Below are 16,814 nucleotides of genomic sequence, written 5' to 3'. Positions count from 1 at the left end.
ATGTCCATGCCCCGGCTCGCGCTGGTTCCGGGTGAGCCGGCCGGCGTCGGGCCGGAGTTGTGCGTGCGGCTGGCGCAACAGCCACGTGATTACACCCTGACCGTCTTTGGCGATGCCGGCACTCTGCAGGCCGCCGCCAATCTGCTGGCGCTTCCGCTGCGACTGGTGCCAGCCGACCAGGCTGGTGCCGAACCGGGCACCCTGGCCCTGGTCGATTGGCCCAATGCCGCCGCGATCGAGTTCGGTCAACCTGACCCCCGCAATGCACCTGCCGTGATCGGCGCCTTGCGCGCTGCGGCCGGCGGCTGCCTGCGTGGCGAGTTCGATGGCGTGGTCACCGGCCCGGTCAACAAGGCGACCATCAACCAGGGCGGCATTCCCTACACCGGCACCACTGAGCTGCTGGCCGAGCAGGCCGGATGCGAAGTAGTGATGATGCTGGCCAACGACATCGTGCGGGTTGCGCTCGCCACCACCCACCTTCCGCTGCGCGCGGTCGCCGATGCGATCACCCGTTCCGTGCTGGAGCGGGTGCTGCGCATCACCCACGCCGCGATGCGCCGCGACTTCGGTCTGGCCGATCCGGTCATCGCCGTGCTGGGCCTCAACCCGCATGCGGGCGAGGCGGGGCATCTTGGGCGCGAGGAGATCGACGTGATCCAGCCGGTCGTGGCCGCGCTGCGCGCCGAAGGCATGCAACTGGTCGGCCCCCTGCCCGCCGACACCGCGTTCCTGCCCGGCAAGCTGCGGGGCTTCGACGCGGTCCTGGCGATGTACCACGACCAGGGCCTGCCCGTGCTCAAGTACAGCGGCTTCGAGCGTGCAGTGAACCTGACCCTCGGCCTGCCGTATCCGCGGGTGGCGGTGGACCATGGCACGGCGTTCGACTTGGCCGGCACCGGCCGGGCAGACCCATCGAGCCTGTTCGCCGCGGCACAGACCTGTGCCGCAATCGCGCGCAGCCGAATGCAGCTGCCGGCTGCGGCGCCGCCGTCCCCCGGGTGTGCCGCGTATCATGGCCACCTTTCCCGCTGAGACCGGCGGCGCCCGCGCCCCGACACTGGATCCCCTCATGAGCGGCCCGCATAAGCCCGCGCATCCCCATTCCACCCGGAAGGGCTTCACCGAGCCGGCCAAGAAGAGCCTGGGCCAGCACTTCCTGGTCGACCGGACCGTCATCGAGAAGATCGTGCAAGCGGTGAACCCGAAGGACGACGACCGCTTGGTCGAGATCGGCCCGGGCCAGGGTGCGATCACCTTCCCGTTGCTCGACCGCCATGGCCGCCTGACCGTCATCGAGTTCGACCGCGACCTGATCTTCCCGCTTACCGAGGCGGCACAGGCCCACGGCACCCTGCGCGTCATCCACCGCGACGTGCTGCAGGTGGATTTCACCGCGCTGGCGCAGGACGAAGGCCACCATGCCGATCCGCGCCTTCGGCTGGTGGGCAACCTGCCCTACAACCTGTCTTCGCCGATCCTGTTCCACGCAATGGAGCACGCCGCGTCCATCCGCGACATGGTCTTCATGCTGCAGAAGGAAGTCGTGGACCGGATGGCGGCCGAGCCAGGCAGCAAGGTCTACGGGCGCCTCAGCGTGATGCTGCAGGCCTATTGCCACGTCACGCCGCTGTTCGACGTGCCACCGGCTGCGTTCCGGCCGCCGCCGAAGGTGGATTCGGCCGTCGTCAAGCTGGTGCCGCGCGCGCCGGAGAGCATCGGCATCCGCGACCACGCGCTGTTCTCGCGCGTGGTCCGCGACGCCTTCGGCCAGCGCCGCAAGACCCTGCGCAATGCGCTGTCGCAGGTCTGCGACAGCGCCGCCATCGAAGCCGCGGGCGTGCGCCCCGATGCGCGCGCCGAGCAGTTGCCGGTGTCCGACTTCGTGCGCCTGGCCAACCTGCTCGCCGAACGCGGGGACGTCTCTTCGGCCGAATGACCGCGTGCGGGTGATCGCAATCGCATGACGCGTGGTTGAAATGGCGCAAATGCGCACGTTTCACGGCACATTGCTTACACTGTGCCCATGGAACGCTCCACTCCCTACGCGCTGGACATTGACGTCATCACCCGCTACCTCGACGAACAGTCGGAGCCGGACGAGGATCGTTACGTCTTCGCCTACACCATCCACATCCGCAACAGCGGCAGCGTGCCCGCGCGACTGCTGACCCGCCACTGGGTCATCACCGATGCCAACGGCAAGGTGCAGGAAGTCGAAGGCGAAGGCGTCGTCGGCGAGCAGCCGTGGCTGCGTCCCGGCGAGGATTTCGAGTACACCTCCGGCGCCGTGCTGGAAACCGACCTGGGCACGATGCATGGCAGCTACCACCTGGTCGCCGACGACGGCACGCGCTTCGACGCGCCGATTCCGGCTTTCACCCTGACCGTGCCGCGCACGCTGCACTGAGGCCCTCGCCATGACCACCTGGGCCATCGGCGACCTGCAGGGCTGCTACGACGCCACCCAACGCCTGCTCGAAGCCATCCGCTTCGACCCGGCGCAAGACCGGTTGTGGTTCTGCGGCGACCTGGTCAACCGTGGCGGGCAATCGCTGGAAACACTGCGCCTGGTGCATTCGCTGCGCGAGAGCAGCACCGTCGTGCTCGGCAACCACGACCTCTCCCTGCTGGCCATCGGCGAGCGGCGCGAGGAGGAGCAGCGCAAGGTCAACCCGGACCTGCAGCGCATCGTGCTGGCCGAGGACCGCGACACCCTGCTTGGCTGGCTGCGCCTGCAGAAACTGGTGCACGTCGACCGCGAACTGGGCTGGATGATGGTGCATGCCGGGCTGGCGGCCCAGTGGACCACGCAGCAGGCCGAACGGCACGCGCGCGAGGTTGAAGAAAAGCTGCACGGCCCGCAGTTCCAGCGCCTGCTGAAGAACATGTACGGGGACAAGCCGGCGTGGCACCCGAAGCTCGCGGGGATGGACCGCTATCGGGCCATCATCAACATCATGACCCGGTTGCGGTATTGCTCGCCTCGCGGGCGCATCGCATTCGAGGACAAAGGCGCACCGGGCACGCAGCCGGCCGGCCTGTACCCCTGGTACGAAGTGCCTGGGCGCGTGGAGCGCGACCTCAAGGTGGTGTGCGGCCACTGGTCGACCTTGGGGCTCTTCATTGGCCACGGCGTGCATGCCATCGACACAGGCGCGGTGTGGGGCGGCAAGCTCACAGCGCTACAACTGGACACGCAGGAGTTGCGGATCGTGCAGGTGCCGGGTCGGGACGTACCCGCGACGCCGCCACGACCACGGCCGCCATATCACCCGGGCGGGCAGCAGCAGCGTCAGGGCCAGCGACCTAACAACCCGCGTGATCGCCGTGGCGGGCGCAATGGACGCACTGGCACTGAACGTCGCGATGGCCGGGACAACGCGCCGCGCCCCGCGCCAGCCGAACCGGAAAGCAGGAGCTAGCCAGCGGCATGAAAAGGATTTCTCCCCTCATCGTTACGCTGCTCGTGGCCGCATGCGCCCACGAGAGTCCGCTTGCCAGCCGCTTCCCCGGTTTGCCGCGCGACGCCGCCAAAGTCGTGGACCGGATCGCCATGTGCCAGCACTTTGGCGGTGAAATCAACGGCGACGGCTCCGAGCGTGACCAGGAGGTTTTCAAGGCCATGGCGAGCCTGCGTTGCCAGACGATCGACCACGACGAGTCCGCCATCCGCAGGAAGTACGCGGACAACGATCAGGTGCTTGCGGCGTTGGCCGCTGCCACGGAGCTGTAACGGGGCATCGCCCCGCTCAAGCGCGCTCGTAGTCGACAAACTCGAACGCGTGGGCGTGCCTGGCATCTGCGTCGTGCGCCTCGCGCCAAGTCGTGCGCCACTGCGCCGCGTCGAACTGCGGGAAGAAGGCGTCAGCGCCCTCGACCACGGTATCGACGTGGGTCAGGTGCATGCGCGTGGCGTGTGGCATGCACAGCGCATACACCTCGCCGCCACCGATCACGCACAGCTCATCCACGCCTTCGAGCTCGGCAATGAACCGCGCCTCCTCGACCGATGCGACCGCCTGCATGCCTGCGAATGGCACGGCGTCACCGCGCGTCAGCACCAGGTTGAGCCGCCCCGGCAAGGCGCGACCCAGCGATTCCGCCGTCTTGCGCCCCATCAGCACGGGCTTGCCCAGGGTCAGCGCCTTGAAGCGCTTGAGGTCATCCGGGAGCCGCCAGGGCAGTTCGTTTCCGCGCCCAATGGCATGGCGGCGGTCCAGCGCCGCAGTCAGCACCAACGGCAGGCTCACACCGCCACCGGCGCCCTGATCGCGGGGTGCGGATCGTAGCCTTCGATGGCGATGTCATCCCAGGTGAAGTCCAGGATGTCCTTCACCTCGGGGTTGAGCTTCAGCGTCGGCAACGCGCGCGGCTCACGCGCCAGTTGCTCGCGCGCCTGGTCGTAATGGTTGGCGTACAGGTGCGCGTCGCCCAGCGTATGCACGAAATCGCCCACGCCCAGCCCGCACACCTGCGCCACCATGTGCGTCAGCAGTGCGTAGCTGGCGATGTTGAATGGCACGCCGAGGAAGATATCGCCGCTGCGCTGGTACAGCTGGCAGCTGAGCTTGTTGTCCACCACGTAGAACTGGAAGAACGCGTGGCACGGCATCAGCGCCATCTGGGGCAGGTCGGCCACGTTCCAGGCCGACACGATCAGGCGGCGCGAGTCGGGGTTGCGCTTGATCTCGTCGATCACCCAGCGGATCTGGTCGATCTCCTGGCCATCCGCGCTGGCCCAACGGCGCCACTGCTTGCCGTACACCGGCCCCAGCTCGCCATCGGCATCGGCCCATTCGTCCCAGATGCTGACCTTGTTGTCCTTCAGGTACGCGATGTTGGTCTCGCCCTTCAGGAACCACAGCAGCTCGTGCACGATCGAACGCAGGTGCAGCTTCTTGGTGGTGACCAGCGGGAACCCAGCATTGAGGTCGAAGCGCATCTGCCAGCCGAACACACTGCGCGTGCCGGTGCCGGTGCGGTCGGACTTTTCGGCGCCGTGCTCGAGCACGTGCCGGAGCAATTCAAGGTACTGGTGCATTGCGTGTCCCCGGCCTTTCCAACCCTGTCCGCTTGTCCTGCCAACGGACCACCTTATGGTATCCGCTCAGCGCGCCGCGGCGACTGTCGGCGAACGCCGTGACAGCCACAGCCAGAACAGGCCAAGGGCAATGAGCGGCAGGCTCAGCACCTGGCCCATGGTCAGCCAGTCGAACGCCAGGTAGCCGATCTGCTGGTCGGGCACGCGCACGAACTCGACCAGGAAACGGAAGCAGCCGTAGAGCAGTGCAAACATGCCCGAAACTGCGTAGCGCGGGCGCGGCCGGCTGGAGAACCACCACAGCACCACGAACATCACCAGCCCTTCCAGCACCGCCTGGTACAGCTGCGACGGGTGCCGCGCGAACTTGTCCAGCGCGCCGGTGGCGAATTCCGCATTGACCTGCTGCATGCTCCAGCCGGAGAACTCCGGTGCCCGCGGGAACACCACGCCCCAGCCGGCCTCGGTCGGCTTGCCGAACAACTCGCCGCCGATGTAATTGCCCAACCGGCCGAAGCCCAGTCCCGGCGGCACCAGCGGCGCGATGAAGTCGACCGTGTCGAACAGGTGCAGGCGGTGCTTGCGCGACCACCACCACGCCGCCGCCACCACGCCGATCAAGCCGCCGTGGAAGCTCATGCCGCCTTCCCAGATGCGGAACAGCATCAGCGGATCCTTCAGCAGGTCGCCGAAGGAATAGAAGAACAGGTAGCCCAGGCGTCCGCCGAGGACAACGCCCAGCATCCCGTAGAACAGCAGGTCGCCGTAAGCCTGTTCGTTGACCCCGGGCAGGCGCCCCGCGCGCACCCGGCGGTTGCCCAGCCACCATGCCAGGCCGAAGCCCAGCAGGTACATGATCCCGTACCAGTGCACCTGCAGCGGACCGAGGCCGAATGCGATGGGATCGATATCGTGCAGGAGGATCATGGGCGCTCGTGCGGTGGGCAATGCGGTCTATTGTGCCCGACCCGCACCCCGGGGTGGACGACCTAAAGCAGGTGCGGCAAGTCTGGCAGTTCGTTGTGGTCCACCTCGCCGCCCACGCGCGGGAAGTGCCGGGCAACCAGGTCCGAAATGGCGGCTACGGCCTGCTCGACCGCCTGCTCGGACTCTCCCGCGCGCAGCCGTTCTTCCATCAACTGGCACACCCCCCGCCATTGTTCGGGGCTGACCAGGCCATCGAAGCCGCGATCGGCGACGATCTCGATGCGGTGGTCGGCCAGCAGCAGGTACAGCAGCACGCCGTTGTTGGCCCGGGTGTCCCACACCCCGAGCCGTGCGAAGACTTCGCGCGCGCGCTGGTGCGCCGTCATCCCGGCGAGGACCGCGCGCGGGTGCAGGTTGGGCTCCACCGCAAAGCAGATTTCGCCAGTGTGGACAGCTTCGCTCGTGGCGATCAGCGCCGCGATGCGCTGCAGGGCATCCGTCGGGAACAGCCGCTTGGCGGAAGGCGCGAACAGGTGTTTGAGCACTCTCATCATCCGCCCCCGATTACCAGCTGCCGGAGGCGCCACCGCCCCCGCTCATGCCGCCGCCACCAGACCAGCCGCCACCACCGCCAAAGCCGCCTCCGCCACCCCAACCGCCTCCACCGCCGCCCCAGCCACCGCCTCCACCGCCGCCCCAGCCACCGCCGCCAAACCCGCCCCAGCCACTGTCGCGGGCGTAGCGGCCGGTCGGCGCACTGGCGAGCCCCATGAAGAACCCGACGAGGGCACCGATGCCGCCAATCAGCAGCAAGGACGACATCAGCCACGCCACGCCACCCGCGGCGCCGGCACCCACCACCCCGCGCACGAAGCGCGGTGCCCGGCCGAACAATGCCCGCGCCACCTGCGCCACGATGAACGCAACAAACAGGGCGAAGATCCAGTCACCGCCGCCTTTGCCACCTTCGGACTTTGCGTCCACCATCGGGGCCGGCAGGGACTCGCCGTCAATGAGCTTGATCAGCACCGCCGTCGCATCGGTGATGCCGCCGGGGTAATCGCCCGCACGGAATTTCGGCACCAGGTATTCCTGGATCACCCGCGCCGAGGTCGCGTCGGGTATTGCACCCTCCAGGCCATAGCCCACCTCGATGCGCACGCGCCGGTCATCCTTGGCGACGACCAGCAGCACGCCGTCGTCCACCTTTTCCCGCCCGAGTTTCCATTGGTCGAACACGCGGACGGTGTACTGGGCGATGTCCTCCGGCTGCGTGGTGGGCACCACCAGCACCTGCAACTGGCTGCCTTTGCGCTGCTGCAGTGCACGCGCCTGGGCTTCCAGCGACTGCCGGGTCGCGGCGTCGAGCGTGCCCGTGGTGTCCACCACCGGCGAATCAAGGGCCGGAATCGGCGCGAGTTGCTGGGACCACGCTGCGGCCGGCGCCAGTAGCGAAAGCAGCAGCAGGAGGGCAAGCACGTGGCGTGGGGAGTGCGTCCCGAGGAACCAGTTGCCCCATGCCGCCCGTCCCCGGAACCCGGTCGACAACGCGGCCCGCAAGCCACGCGCGGATCTTGCGCATCGCTCCGGCATTGCGCCGACCATGCCCCTGGCCATCGTGGCAGTCACTTAGCCGTTGGTCGGGGCAGGCTGAGTGGGCTGCTGCTGTTGCTGTTGCGGCTGCGGTGCCGGCTGGCCGAAATCCACCTTCGGTGCCTCCTGGATCTGGGCCTCGTTCTCGACGGTGAAGTTGGGCTTGACCTTGTAGCCGAACATCATCGCCACGAGGTTCTGCGGGAAGGAGCGGATGTAGGTGTTGTAGTCCTGAACCGTCTCGATGTAGCGCTGGCGCTCGACGGTGATTCGGTTCTCGGTGCCTTCCAGCTGCGCCTGCAATTGCAGGAAGTTCTGGTCGGCCTTCAGCTGCGGGTAGTTCTCGCTGACCATCAGCAGGCGGCCGATAGCGCTCTGCAGGCCGGCCTGGGCTTCCTGGAACTGCTGCAGCGACGCCGGGTCGTCGGCATTGACGTTGATGCTGCCTACCTTGGCGCGGGCCTCGGTCACCTGGGTCAGCACCTGCGCCTCGTGGGAGGCATAGCCCCTCACCGTGGCGACCAGGTTGGGCACCAGGTCCGCACGACGCTTGTATACGTTCAGAACCTGCGACCAGGCCGCCTTCACCGCCTCGTCCTTCTGCTGGATGGTGTTGTAGCCACAGCCGCTGAGCATCAAGGTCAGTGACATGACCGCCAGGGCCATCAGGATCCTGCGCATGGGTCGACTCCGTTCAGGGTAATGAAGCGCATTCCAGCACCGGCGGTGTTGGCATGCAATGAAGGCGAGGCAAAGAAAAAGGGGCCAGCCATAGGCCGACCCCTTTCCTTCGACGTGCGACGGGAGCGGCAATCGCCTGGCCACCGGCGCCACCGCGACCTCACTCCGGCAGCAGGCGGCGCTGCGCGCGGCGTCGGGCCCACAGGTTGAGCACCTCGACCAGCGCGGAGAAGCCCATCGCGCCATAGATGTAGCCCTTGCCGATGTGGACTTCAAAGCCGTCCAGCACCAGATAGGCGCCTACCAGCACGATGAAGGCCAGTGCCAGCATCTTGATGGTCGGGTTGTTGTCGATGAAGTGCCCCAACGGCTTGGCCGCCAGCAGCATCACGGCCACCGCCGCCAGGATCGCCGCCACCATCACCGCCGTCTGGTTGGCCATGCCGACCGCGGCGATCACCGAATCCAGCGAGAACACGATGTCGATCACCGCGATCTGCGCGATCACCATCCCGAACGAGGCCAGCGGCTTGGTATGGATGTCCTCGGACTCGTCCTCGCCGATGATCAGGTCCTTGATCTCCATGCTGCCCTTCACCAGCAGGAACAGGCCGCCGAGGATAAGCACCAGGTCGCGGACTGAAATGCCCTGCCCGAACAGGCGGAACAGGTCGCTGGTAAGCCCTGCGAGCCAGGCCAGGGTCAGCAGCAGTGCGATGCGGGTGATGCACGCCACCGCGATGCCGAACTTTCGGGCCTTCTCGCGCTGGTGCGGCGGCAGCTTGCTGACCGCGATGGAGATGAAGACCAGGTTGTCGATACCAAGCACGATCTCGATCGCGCTCAGGGTGATCAGGGTGATCCAGGTTTGCGGATCGGAAAGCAGTTCAATCACGGGGGAAATTCCAGCCAATCAATAATCAGGAAGTCACAGCACGCGCGGCAGCAGGATCAGGCTCCAGGTCAGCAGCACGTTCATCATCACCACGAACACCGCCGCCGAGCCCATGTCCTTGGCACGCCCGGCCAGTTCGTGGAACTCAGGACCGTAGCGCTCGATCACCGCCTCGACGGCGGAATTCAGCAGCTCGACGCTCAGCACCACCAGCATCGAGCCGATCAGCAGCACGCGCTCCACCGGCGTCTGCCCCAGCCACAGGGCCATCGGCGCCAGGAGCACGAACAGGTAGACCTCCAGCCGGAACGAGGACTCATGCAGCCAGGCCGCGCCCAAGCCCTGCATGGACCACTTGGCCGCCTTCAGGATGCGATCCGGGCGTCGGGGAAGGTGTCCGAACTCGTCTGCCATCGGGTCTGGGGCGGTGCGCCGTCGGGTCGTAAGCCGCCAATTTTGCCACAAGGCCGTGACGGGCGCCGTCAGAGGGCCCGGTTCAGTCCTCGTGGACCGCCGTGCCGCGACTACCGTCCGGGCGAATCCAGCCGCGGAACATGGACCCGCTGTTGAACGGCATGGCGATGTTGCCCTCCCGGTCCAGCGCGATGGCACCGCCGTCGCCCCCCTGTGCCGGCACGATCCGGTTGATCACTTCCTCCGCCGCCGCCTGCAGGCTGTCGCCGCGGTAGGCCACGCGTGCGCAGATGTCATGCGCCACCGCATTGCGGATGTAGAACTCGCCCCAACCCGTGCCCGACACGCCGCAGCGCTCGTCCGCCCAGGTGCCGGCGCCGATGATCGGCGAATCACCCACGCGGCCATAGCGCTTGTTGGTCATGCCGCCCGTGCTGGTCGCCGCGGCGATATGGCCGCGCTGGTCCAGCGCGACGGCGCCGACGGTGCCGAAGTACTTGGGGGCGTCGTATTCCAGCGGACGGTAGGCTTGCGGGTCCTGGCCGCGCCGGGCCTTCTCCGCTTCGTCGCGCTGCGCCTTTTCCAGGGCGCGACGCCGGTGCTCGGTGTCGAACCAGCTGTTGGGCACGCGTTCCAGTTCCGGGCGACTGTCGGCAAAAGCCTCGGCGCCAGCCCCGGCCAGCATCACGTGGGGGCTGTGCTCCATCACCGCACGGGCCAGCTTGATCGGGCTGCGCACGGTGGTCACGCCGGCCACGGCGCCGGCACGCCGGGTATGGCCTTCCATGATCGAGGCGTCCAGCTCGTGCCCACCCACCGCGTTGAAGACCGCACCCTTGCCGGCATTGAAGCGCGGAGATTCCTCCAGCACCCGGACGGCGGCCTCGACCGCGTCCAGCGCGCTGCCGCCGCCGGCCAACACCTTGTTGCCGGCGTCCAGCGCCTGGTTCAGCGTCGCGTGGATGTCCTTCAGGTCGGCTGGGCTCAGCGAATCCTTCGGCACGAAGCCTGCACCGCCGTGGATGACCAGCGCGGTCTTTGGCGCGGAGGGACGGGGTGTGGGCTCGGCGGCTTGGGCGGTCACGGCGGCGAGGGTCAGGGCAAGGGCAGGCAGCAGGCGCATGATGGGGGCCGAAGTGGCGTCAGCCCCACTTTACCGCGGTTCCCAGCGGGTCCACCCGCCGTCGACCGGAATCCTGCGACCCGTTCCCCACTACTGCTGGCGCAATGCTTCGATTGGATCCAGCAACGAGGCCTTGCGCGCAGGGTAATAGCCGAAGAACAGGCCCGTGGCGATGGAGAACCCGGCAGCGAGCCCGATCACCTGGGCATTCAAGGCCACCGGCAGTGAGCCGAATTTGCCGACCAGCAGGGCGCCACCGATGCCAATGACGATGCCCAGCGCGCCGCCAATCAGCGAGATGAGCATGGCCTCTGCCAGGAACTGGCGGCGAATGTCGGACGGTCCGGCGCCGACCGCCATGCGCAGGCCGATTTCGCGGATGCGCTCGGTGACCGAGACCAGCATGATGTTCATGATCCCGATGCCGCCCACGATCAGCGAGATCGTCGCAACCGCGCCCAGCAGCAGTGACATAAGGCGCGTGGTCTGCGTGCGCGTGGCCACCACCTCGGCGATGTTGCGCACGCTGAAGTCATCGTCTTCGCCTGGCTGGATGCGGTGGCGCTGGCGCAGCAGCGCTTCCACTTCGCCTTGCGCGTAGTTCACGTCTTCGGCGCGCTCGACGCCAATGGCGATGTCACGCACGGCACCGGCCGGTGCGCCGCTGGCGCCCATCAACCGCCGACGCGCGGTTTCCAGCGGCACCAGGATCACGTCGTCCTGGTCCTGCCCGAAACCGCCCTGTCCCTTCGGCGCCAACGTGCCGACCACGGTGAACGGCACCCGGCCCAGGCGCACGGTCTGGCCCAGCGCGTCCTCATCGCCGAACAGCTCGCGGCGCACGGTCTCACCCAGGATCACCGATTTGCCACCGTTGTAATCGCGCTGCTCGAACCCGTCGCCGTTGGCCAGCGTCCAGGCATTGATCGCGAAGTAGTCCGGCTGCACGCCCAGCCACTGCGTGGACCAGTTGCTTTCCGCATACACCACCTGGGTGCCGCCGCGCAGCGACGCCGCCACGTACTGAACCTCAGGCACCTCCTCGCGGATGGCCTTGGCGTCCTCTTCGCTGAGCGTGAAGCGGCTGCCCGCGGCCATGCGCGCGCCGCCGCCGCCAAAGCCACCGGCACCAAACACGTCCAGCCGGTTGGAGCCCAGCCCCGAGACGAGCTTGTCGATCTCGCGCTGCGTGCCCTGCCCCACCGAGACCATCACGATGACCGCGGCGATGCCAATGATCACGCCGAGCGAGGTGAGCGCGCTGCGCATCCAGTTGCCGCGCAGGGCATGGATGGCGGTGCGAACCACTTCCAGCCCGTTCACAGCGAACCTCCTTCGCTCAGCACACCATCGCGGATGACGAAGGTGCGGTTGGCGGCAGCGGCCACGTCGGGGTCATGGGTGATGAGCACCACGGTGTGCCCGTCGTGCTGCAGTTGCTTGAACAGGCGCAGGATCTCGTCGCCGGTGTGGGTGTCGAGCGCACCGGTCGGCTCGTCGGCGAGGAGGATCGGTGGACGGTTGATCAGCGCGCGGGCGATGGCCACGCGTTGCTGTTGGCCACCGGACAGTTCGCTGGGTCGGTGGCCCGTTCTTCCGCCAAGTCCGACCGCCTCCAGTGCAGCCTGCGCGCGACGCAGGCGCTCGGCGCGCGGCACGTTGGCATAGCCCATCGGCATGGCCACGTTCTCCAGCGCGCTCAATCGCGGCAGCAGGTTGAAGCCCTGGAAGACGAAGCCGATCTTGTCCCGGCGCAGGATGGCGCGCTCTTCGGCATCCAGGGTGGCCACGTCCACGCCGTCGCACAGGTAGGTGCCAGCACTTGGCTTGTCCAAGCAGCCGATGAGGTTCATCAGCGTGGACTTGCCCGAGCCCGACGGCCCGATGATCGCGACGAACTCGCCACGGCGGATTGCCATGTCCGCGTCGCTGAGCGCGACCACCTCGGCTTCGGTGCCGGGGGCGTAAACCTTGCGCAGGTTGTGGGTGCGGATGACGACGTCATCGGCCGGCGCGGTGGCAGGCATCACTTCGCCGACCGCCCACTGCCGGTGACCACGGTGTCGCCCTCGGCGATGTCGCCCGACACCTCGGTAAAGCTGCCATCGCTGGCGCCCACACGCACCGTCACCGGCTGCGGCTTGCCGTCCGCCAAGCGGTACAGCGGGGCCCGGCGGGCCGACACCAGCGCATTGATCTCGGCGTCCCACTGCGCCTGCTGGGCGGGGCTCAGCAGGGCGCGGAAGCTCGCGAACTGCTGGCGGAACCGTTCCTGCATGCGCTGGCGCATCTGTCCGCTGTTTCCGCCTCCCGAAGCACCGCCACCGCCGCCGCCCATGCGCATGCCGCCGCCGAACAGCGTGCTGCGCCCGCCATTGGGCTGCTGCGGTGCGGCCGCGCGCGAGGCCATGCGTTCGCGCATCTGGCCCAGCGCGTCGTCGAAGGCCTGCTGTTGCGCCGCATCCAGCTTGAGCGTTGCAGCCACGCGCGGCAGGTCGTTTGCCACCCCGCCACGCCCGGCGGCACCCGGGGCCTGTGTGGCGGCCGCAGCGTCTTCCTCGGAAGGTTTGAAGCGCAGCGCCGCATTGGGCACGCGTAGCACGTCGTCGCGGCGGCTGACTTCGATCTCGGCGTTGGCGGTCATGCCGGGCAACAGGGACTGGTCGGCATTGTCCACCGCCACCACCACCGGGTAGGTGATCACGTTGCTGGTGTTGGTCGCCGACAGGCGAACCTGCTGCACCTTGCCGCGGAACTGGCGATCAGGAAAGGCATCGACGGTGAACCCCACATCCAGTCCTGGCTTGACCTGGCCGATGTCGGCTTCGTCGATGGCCAGCACGATTTCCATCTTCGACAGGTCTTCGGCGATCTGGAACAGCACCGGCGCCTGCAGGCTGGCGGCGACGGTCTGACCCGGCTCGATCGAGCGGGTCAGCACCACGCCATCCACGGGCGAGCGGATCACCGCGCGCTGCAGGTTCAGGCGTGCGGTCTGGGTGGATGCCACCTGCTGGTGGATCTGCGCCTGCGCCTGGGCTACCTGTGCGCGGGCCTGGTCGAGCGTGGCGCGCGCCTGGTCCACGTCACCGCGGGAAACCAGCTGCTGCTTGCCCAGGCTCGCCTTGCGCCGGTAGTCCACTTCCGCGTTGCGCAGCACCGCCTGCGCGGTGGCCAGGCCGGCGCGTGCGCTGTTGGCCGCAGCGTCGCCCTGAGCGATCTGCGCCTCGTAGGTACTGGGATCGATGCGGGCAATCACCTGCCCCTGCGTGACTCGGTCGTTGTAGTCGACCAGCACGTCGGTGACCTGGCCCGAGATCTGGCTGCCCACGTCCACGGTGGAGATGGCCGCGAGCGTGCCCGTTGCCGAAATCGCCACGCGGATGTCGCCCTTTTCCACTTTCGCCGTGCGCCAGCCCGCTTCTTCCTGCGTGCCCCGGCCGCGCCAGGCGACGATGGCGGCGGCGCCGACAGCCAGCACGACAACAGCGACCAGACCACGTCGGAGCCACGGAGACGAGGAGATGCGGGACGACTTGGGCTGGGCCACGGGGGATCCGGATTCGACAGGGGTTGACTGCGGAAACGCGTCGGCGGGCGACGCGTTGACAAGTCGCATCAGCTTACCGCCTGCCCTCGCGGATCACGCCCTGTCCACGTGGCCCAGGTGGATCGTCGCGGTGGTTCCCTTGCCCGGCTCGCTGACCAGCGTTACCGGCCATCCCATCCGCTCACCCAACCGGCGCACGATGGACAGGCCCACACCCTTGCCCTCGCCCTCCCCGAGGTTCGCCTTGTAGAACGGGTTGAATACCTGCGACAGGACCTCGGGTGTCATGCCGATGCCGGTGTCGATGATGTCGATGCGATCGTGCGCCACCACCACGCGGATCGCGCCAGCGCCGGTGAACTGCACCGCGTTGCCCAAGAGGTTGCGCAGCATCAGTGCCAACGCGCTGGCCGGCGCGTGCAGGCGCGGACCACCCTCGTCGTCGAAGGTCACGGTCACGGGCCGATCGCGCAGTAGCGGGCGGATCAGCGCAACTTCCTCGGCGACCACGTCGGCCACGTCGAAGTCCTCGCTCTGTGCTTCGATCTCCGTCTCACGCGCCAGCAGCATGAATGCGTCGATCGCCGCCTCCATGTCGCGGCCGGCGGCCTGCACGCGGGTCAGCGAGCGCCGCAGCGGCACATCGAGGTCTTCCCGGGCGAGCATCATGTCGGTGGACAGGCGCACCACCGTGAGGGGCGTGCGCAGTTCATGGCTGGCATCGCGGGTGAAGTCGCGCTCGCGGCGTACGAAGTCGTGGACGCGACGATTGAGATCCATCAGCGCTCCCGACAGGCGACGCACTTCCACCCCCGCGTCCATGGGCACACTCCCGACGTCCGCGACAAAGGTGTCGGAATCGCGCGGATCCCAGGTCCGCACGCGCTCGGCCAGCCACGTCACGGGCACCACCAGCCGCTTCGAGATGCGGTAGGTGAGCCAGGACATCAGCCACATCGTCACCAGGGCCAGCGCCAGCGCGGGCCCCGCGACCAGCTTGATCGCCCGGTTGAAGTACAGGGAACTGGAGGTGAGGTAGAGGGTGCCCTCCGGCCCCCTCTCGACCCGTGCCGCCCCGCCGGGAATGTCATGCACCCCGGCCGGGAGTCCCCTGAGGGCGTCTGGCAAGGGCTCCGCGGGCGTGCCCGAGTCGGGAACGAAATAGCCGCGCAGCGTGCTCGCATAGGGCAAGCGCGCGCGCGCGGGATCCTGGGCATGCGCCTGCCAGAAGCGCTCGGCCTCCCGCGCCAACCGCTGCTGTTGCAGGCGCTGCGTGCCCCACACCGCCGCAATCATGATGCCCGCGGCCAGCACCACGCTTCCCAGCACCGCCTGCGCGATGAAGGCACGCTTGATCCTGCGTGGCAGCCCCTGTGTGCTCACTCGCCCTCCGGCGCTCAGGCGGGCTGCGATACGTCCGCCACGCGGTACCCGGCTGACTGCACGGTATGCAGCAAAGGATTGTCGAACGGCTTGTCGATGGTCTTGCGCAGGTTGTACAGGTGGCTGCGCAGGGTATCGGAGTCAGGCAGGCTGTTGCCCCAGATCTCGCGCTCGATCTCCTGGCGGCTCACCACGCGCGGTGACTCGCGCATCAGGATGGTCAGCAGCTTGAGGCCGATCGGCGACAGCTGCAGCTCGATTCCCCCGCGCGTCACCCGCAGCGAGGTCGGATCGAGTACCAGGTCCCCCACCTTCAGCACCTCGCCACCCACCTGGCGGCGCTCGCGGCGGATGAGGGCACGCAGTCGCGCCTCGAGTTCCTGCACAGCGAACGGCTTGGTCAGGTAATCGTCGGCACCCGCCGACAGCCCGGTGAGCTTCTCTTCGAGCGTGTCGCGCGAGGTCAGCATCAGCACCGGCGTCGACTTGCGTGCTTCCTCGCGCAGTCGCTTGCAAACCTCCACGCCATCCAAGCGCGGCAGCATCAGGTCCAGCACGATCACGTCGTAGCTGTTTTCCGATGCCAAGCGATAGCCGTCCAGGCCGTCCTGGGCGTAATCGACCTCGAAACCGCGACCTTCCAGATACTCACCGACCATCTCGGAGATGTTGCGGTTGTCCTCGACGATCAGCACCAGGCCCCCGTCCTTCGTGTTCTGCATGTATCACCCCAATTCTTCAGGTTTGTGAAGGGTGCCGGGGCCGGTGTTGAGGCGATGTGAAGCCCGCCACTGAAAACCTGACCGGCGATTAAACTTCCGCTCATCCCCATCACTGACACGGCCCATGCTCGAGCGATTCCTGCCGGTCCTGCTGCTCATAGGCTCCAATGTGTTCATGACGTTCGCCTGGTACGGACACCTGCGCTACAAGTCCTCTCCCCTGCTGTTGGCCATCGCGGCCAGCTGGGGCATTGCCCTGTTCGAATACTGCCTGATGGTGCCGGCCAACCGGATGGGCTCGGCGGTCTATTCCGCGCCGCAGCTCAAGGGCATGCAGGAGGTGATCACCCTGCTGGTATTCGCGGGTTTCTCCTCGTGGTACCTGGAACAGCCGCTGAAGTGGAACCACTGGGCCGGCTTTGGCCTGATCGTGGTGGCGGCGTGGCTGATATTCCTCGAGTGAGCCGGGCGGGGCGGCCATT

The 16,814-nt window shown here is 67.6% G+C and carries 20 protein-coding genes; 6 read left to right on the top strand and 14 right to left on the bottom strand.

Annotated features, from left to right (window positions below):
• From pdxA to AC3ARF_RS03140, 5 genes are all read left to right on the top strand, one after another.
• Entirely contained in the window at positions 1-1,035 is a 1,035-nt protein-coding gene (pdxA, locus tag AC3ARF_RS03160) for a 4-hydroxythreonine-4-phosphate dehydrogenase PdxA (RefSeq protein ID WP_498930213.1), read from the top strand.
• Positions 1,036-1,072: 37 nt separating this feature from the next.
• A complete protein-coding gene (rsmA, locus tag AC3ARF_RS03155; protein WP_498930211.1) occupies positions 1,073-1,939 on the top strand; it encodes a 16S rRNA (adenine(1518)-N(6)/adenine(1519)-N(6))-dimethyltransferase RsmA in 867 nt (288 codons plus the stop codon).
• Positions 1,940-2,026: 87 nt separating this feature from the next.
• Positions 2,027-2,410: a Co2+/Mg2+ efflux facilitator ApaG/CorD gene (gene apaG, locus AC3ARF_RS03150; protein ID WP_036138310.1), complete on the top strand. Its 384-nt coding sequence runs from the start codon at positions 2,027-2,029 to the stop codon at positions 2,408-2,410.
• A gap of 10 nt (positions 2,411-2,420) precedes the next feature.
• Positions 2,421-3,425, top strand: a complete 1,005-nt coding sequence (locus AC3ARF_RS03145) for a symmetrical bis(5'-nucleosyl)-tetraphosphatase (protein ID WP_498930208.1) — start codon at positions 2,421-2,423, stop codon at positions 3,423-3,425.
• 8 nt (positions 3,426-3,433) lie between these two features.
• A complete protein-coding gene (locus tag AC3ARF_RS03140) occupies positions 3,434-3,736 on the top strand; it encodes a hypothetical protein (RefSeq protein ID WP_498930206.1) in 303 nt (100 codons plus the stop codon).
• A gap of 16 nt (positions 3,737-3,752) precedes the next feature.
• Here the strand turns inward: AC3ARF_RS03140 and AC3ARF_RS03135 are convergent, their stop codons facing one another.
• The 14 genes from AC3ARF_RS03135 to AC3ARF_RS03070 all read right to left on the bottom strand — a co-directional run bounded on the left by AC3ARF_RS03135 (position 3,753) and on the right by AC3ARF_RS03070 (position 16,332).
• Positions 3,753-4,247 carry a dihydrofolate reductase gene (locus tag AC3ARF_RS03135; RefSeq protein ID WP_498931732.1) on the bottom strand — a complete coding sequence of 165 codons (495 nt, stop codon included), beginning with the start codon at positions 4,245-4,247 and terminating at the stop codon, positions 3,753-3,755.
• Between the two features lie 2 nt (positions 4,248-4,249).
• Complete coding sequence (locus tag AC3ARF_RS03130; protein WP_498930204.1) at positions 4,250-5,044, bottom strand: thymidylate synthase; 795 nt, start codon at positions 5,042-5,044, stop codon at positions 4,250-4,252.
• Between the two features lie 66 nt (positions 5,045-5,110).
• The gene (gene lgt / locus AC3ARF_RS03125; protein ID WP_498930202.1) at positions 5,111-5,971 is read right to left on the bottom strand and encodes a prolipoprotein diacylglyceryl transferase; all 861 of its coding nucleotides are present in this window, start codon (positions 5,969-5,971) and stop codon (positions 5,111-5,113) included.
• A 62-nt stretch (positions 5,972-6,033) separates the two neighbouring features.
• Positions 6,034-6,522: a TPM domain-containing protein gene (locus AC3ARF_RS03120; protein ID WP_498930200.1), complete on the bottom strand. Its 489-nt coding sequence runs from the start codon at positions 6,520-6,522 to the stop codon at positions 6,034-6,036.
• Between the two features lie 13 nt (positions 6,523-6,535).
• On the bottom strand, positions 6,536-7,450 hold the full coding sequence (locus AC3ARF_RS03115) for a TPM domain-containing protein (protein WP_498930198.1): 915 nt from the start codon (positions 7,448-7,450) through the stop codon (positions 6,536-6,538).
• A gap of 150 nt (positions 7,451-7,600) precedes the next feature.
• Complete coding sequence (locus tag AC3ARF_RS03110; protein WP_498930196.1) at positions 7,601-8,245, bottom strand: LemA family protein; 645 nt, start codon at positions 8,243-8,245, stop codon at positions 7,601-7,603.
• Between the two features lie 160 nt (positions 8,246-8,405).
• Positions 8,406-9,140, bottom strand: coding sequence for a TerC family protein (locus tag AC3ARF_RS03105; protein ID WP_498930194.1), 735 nt, complete (start codon positions 9,138-9,140; stop codon positions 8,406-8,408).
• Positions 9,141-9,173: 33 nt separating this feature from the next.
• On the bottom strand, positions 9,174-9,554 hold the full coding sequence (locus AC3ARF_RS03100; RefSeq protein WP_498930192.1) for a diacylglycerol kinase: 381 nt from the start codon (positions 9,552-9,554) through the stop codon (positions 9,174-9,176).
• Between the two features lie 82 nt (positions 9,555-9,636).
• Positions 9,637-10,677: an isoaspartyl peptidase/L-asparaginase family protein gene (locus AC3ARF_RS03095; RefSeq protein ID WP_498930190.1), complete on the bottom strand. Its 1,041-nt coding sequence runs from the start codon at positions 10,675-10,677 to the stop codon at positions 9,637-9,639.
• A gap of 90 nt (positions 10,678-10,767) precedes the next feature.
• Complete coding sequence (locus AC3ARF_RS03090; protein ID WP_498930187.1) at positions 10,768-12,000, bottom strand: ABC transporter permease; 1,233 nt, start codon at positions 11,998-12,000, stop codon at positions 10,768-10,770.
• Complete coding sequence (locus tag AC3ARF_RS03085) at positions 11,997-12,704, bottom strand: ABC transporter ATP-binding protein (RefSeq protein ID WP_498930185.1); 708 nt, start codon at positions 12,702-12,704, stop codon at positions 11,997-11,999. Before AC3ARF_RS03085 ends, AC3ARF_RS03090 begins: the two co-directional genes overlap by 4 nt.
• Positions 12,704-14,227: an efflux RND transporter periplasmic adaptor subunit gene (locus tag AC3ARF_RS03080; protein WP_498930183.1), complete on the bottom strand. Its 1,524-nt coding sequence runs from the start codon at positions 14,225-14,227 to the stop codon at positions 12,704-12,706. The genes AC3ARF_RS03085 and AC3ARF_RS03080 overlap by 1 nt, the downstream gene beginning before the upstream one ends.
• A 93-nt stretch (positions 14,228-14,320) precedes the next feature.
• The gene (locus tag AC3ARF_RS03075) at positions 14,321-15,610 is read right to left on the bottom strand and encodes a sensor histidine kinase (RefSeq protein WP_498930181.1); all 1,290 of its coding nucleotides are present in this window, start codon (positions 15,608-15,610) and stop codon (positions 14,321-14,323) included.
• A 14-nt stretch (positions 15,611-15,624) separates the two neighbouring features.
• On the bottom strand, positions 15,625-16,332 hold the full coding sequence (locus tag AC3ARF_RS03070) for a response regulator transcription factor (RefSeq protein WP_036139238.1): 708 nt from the start codon (positions 16,330-16,332) through the stop codon (positions 15,625-15,627).
• 124 nt (positions 16,333-16,456) lie between these two features.
• Between AC3ARF_RS03070 and AC3ARF_RS03065 the strand changes: the two genes are divergently transcribed.
• The gene (locus tag AC3ARF_RS03065) at positions 16,457-16,795 is read left to right on the top strand and encodes a DMT family protein (RefSeq protein ID WP_498930179.1); all 339 of its coding nucleotides are present in this window, start codon (positions 16,457-16,459) and stop codon (positions 16,793-16,795) included.
• Positions 16,796-16,814: the final 19 nt, after the last annotated feature.

Source organism: Lysobacter sp. KACC 24251, assembly GCF_057747755.1.
This window is presented reverse-complemented; position numbering and strand designations above follow the sequence as displayed.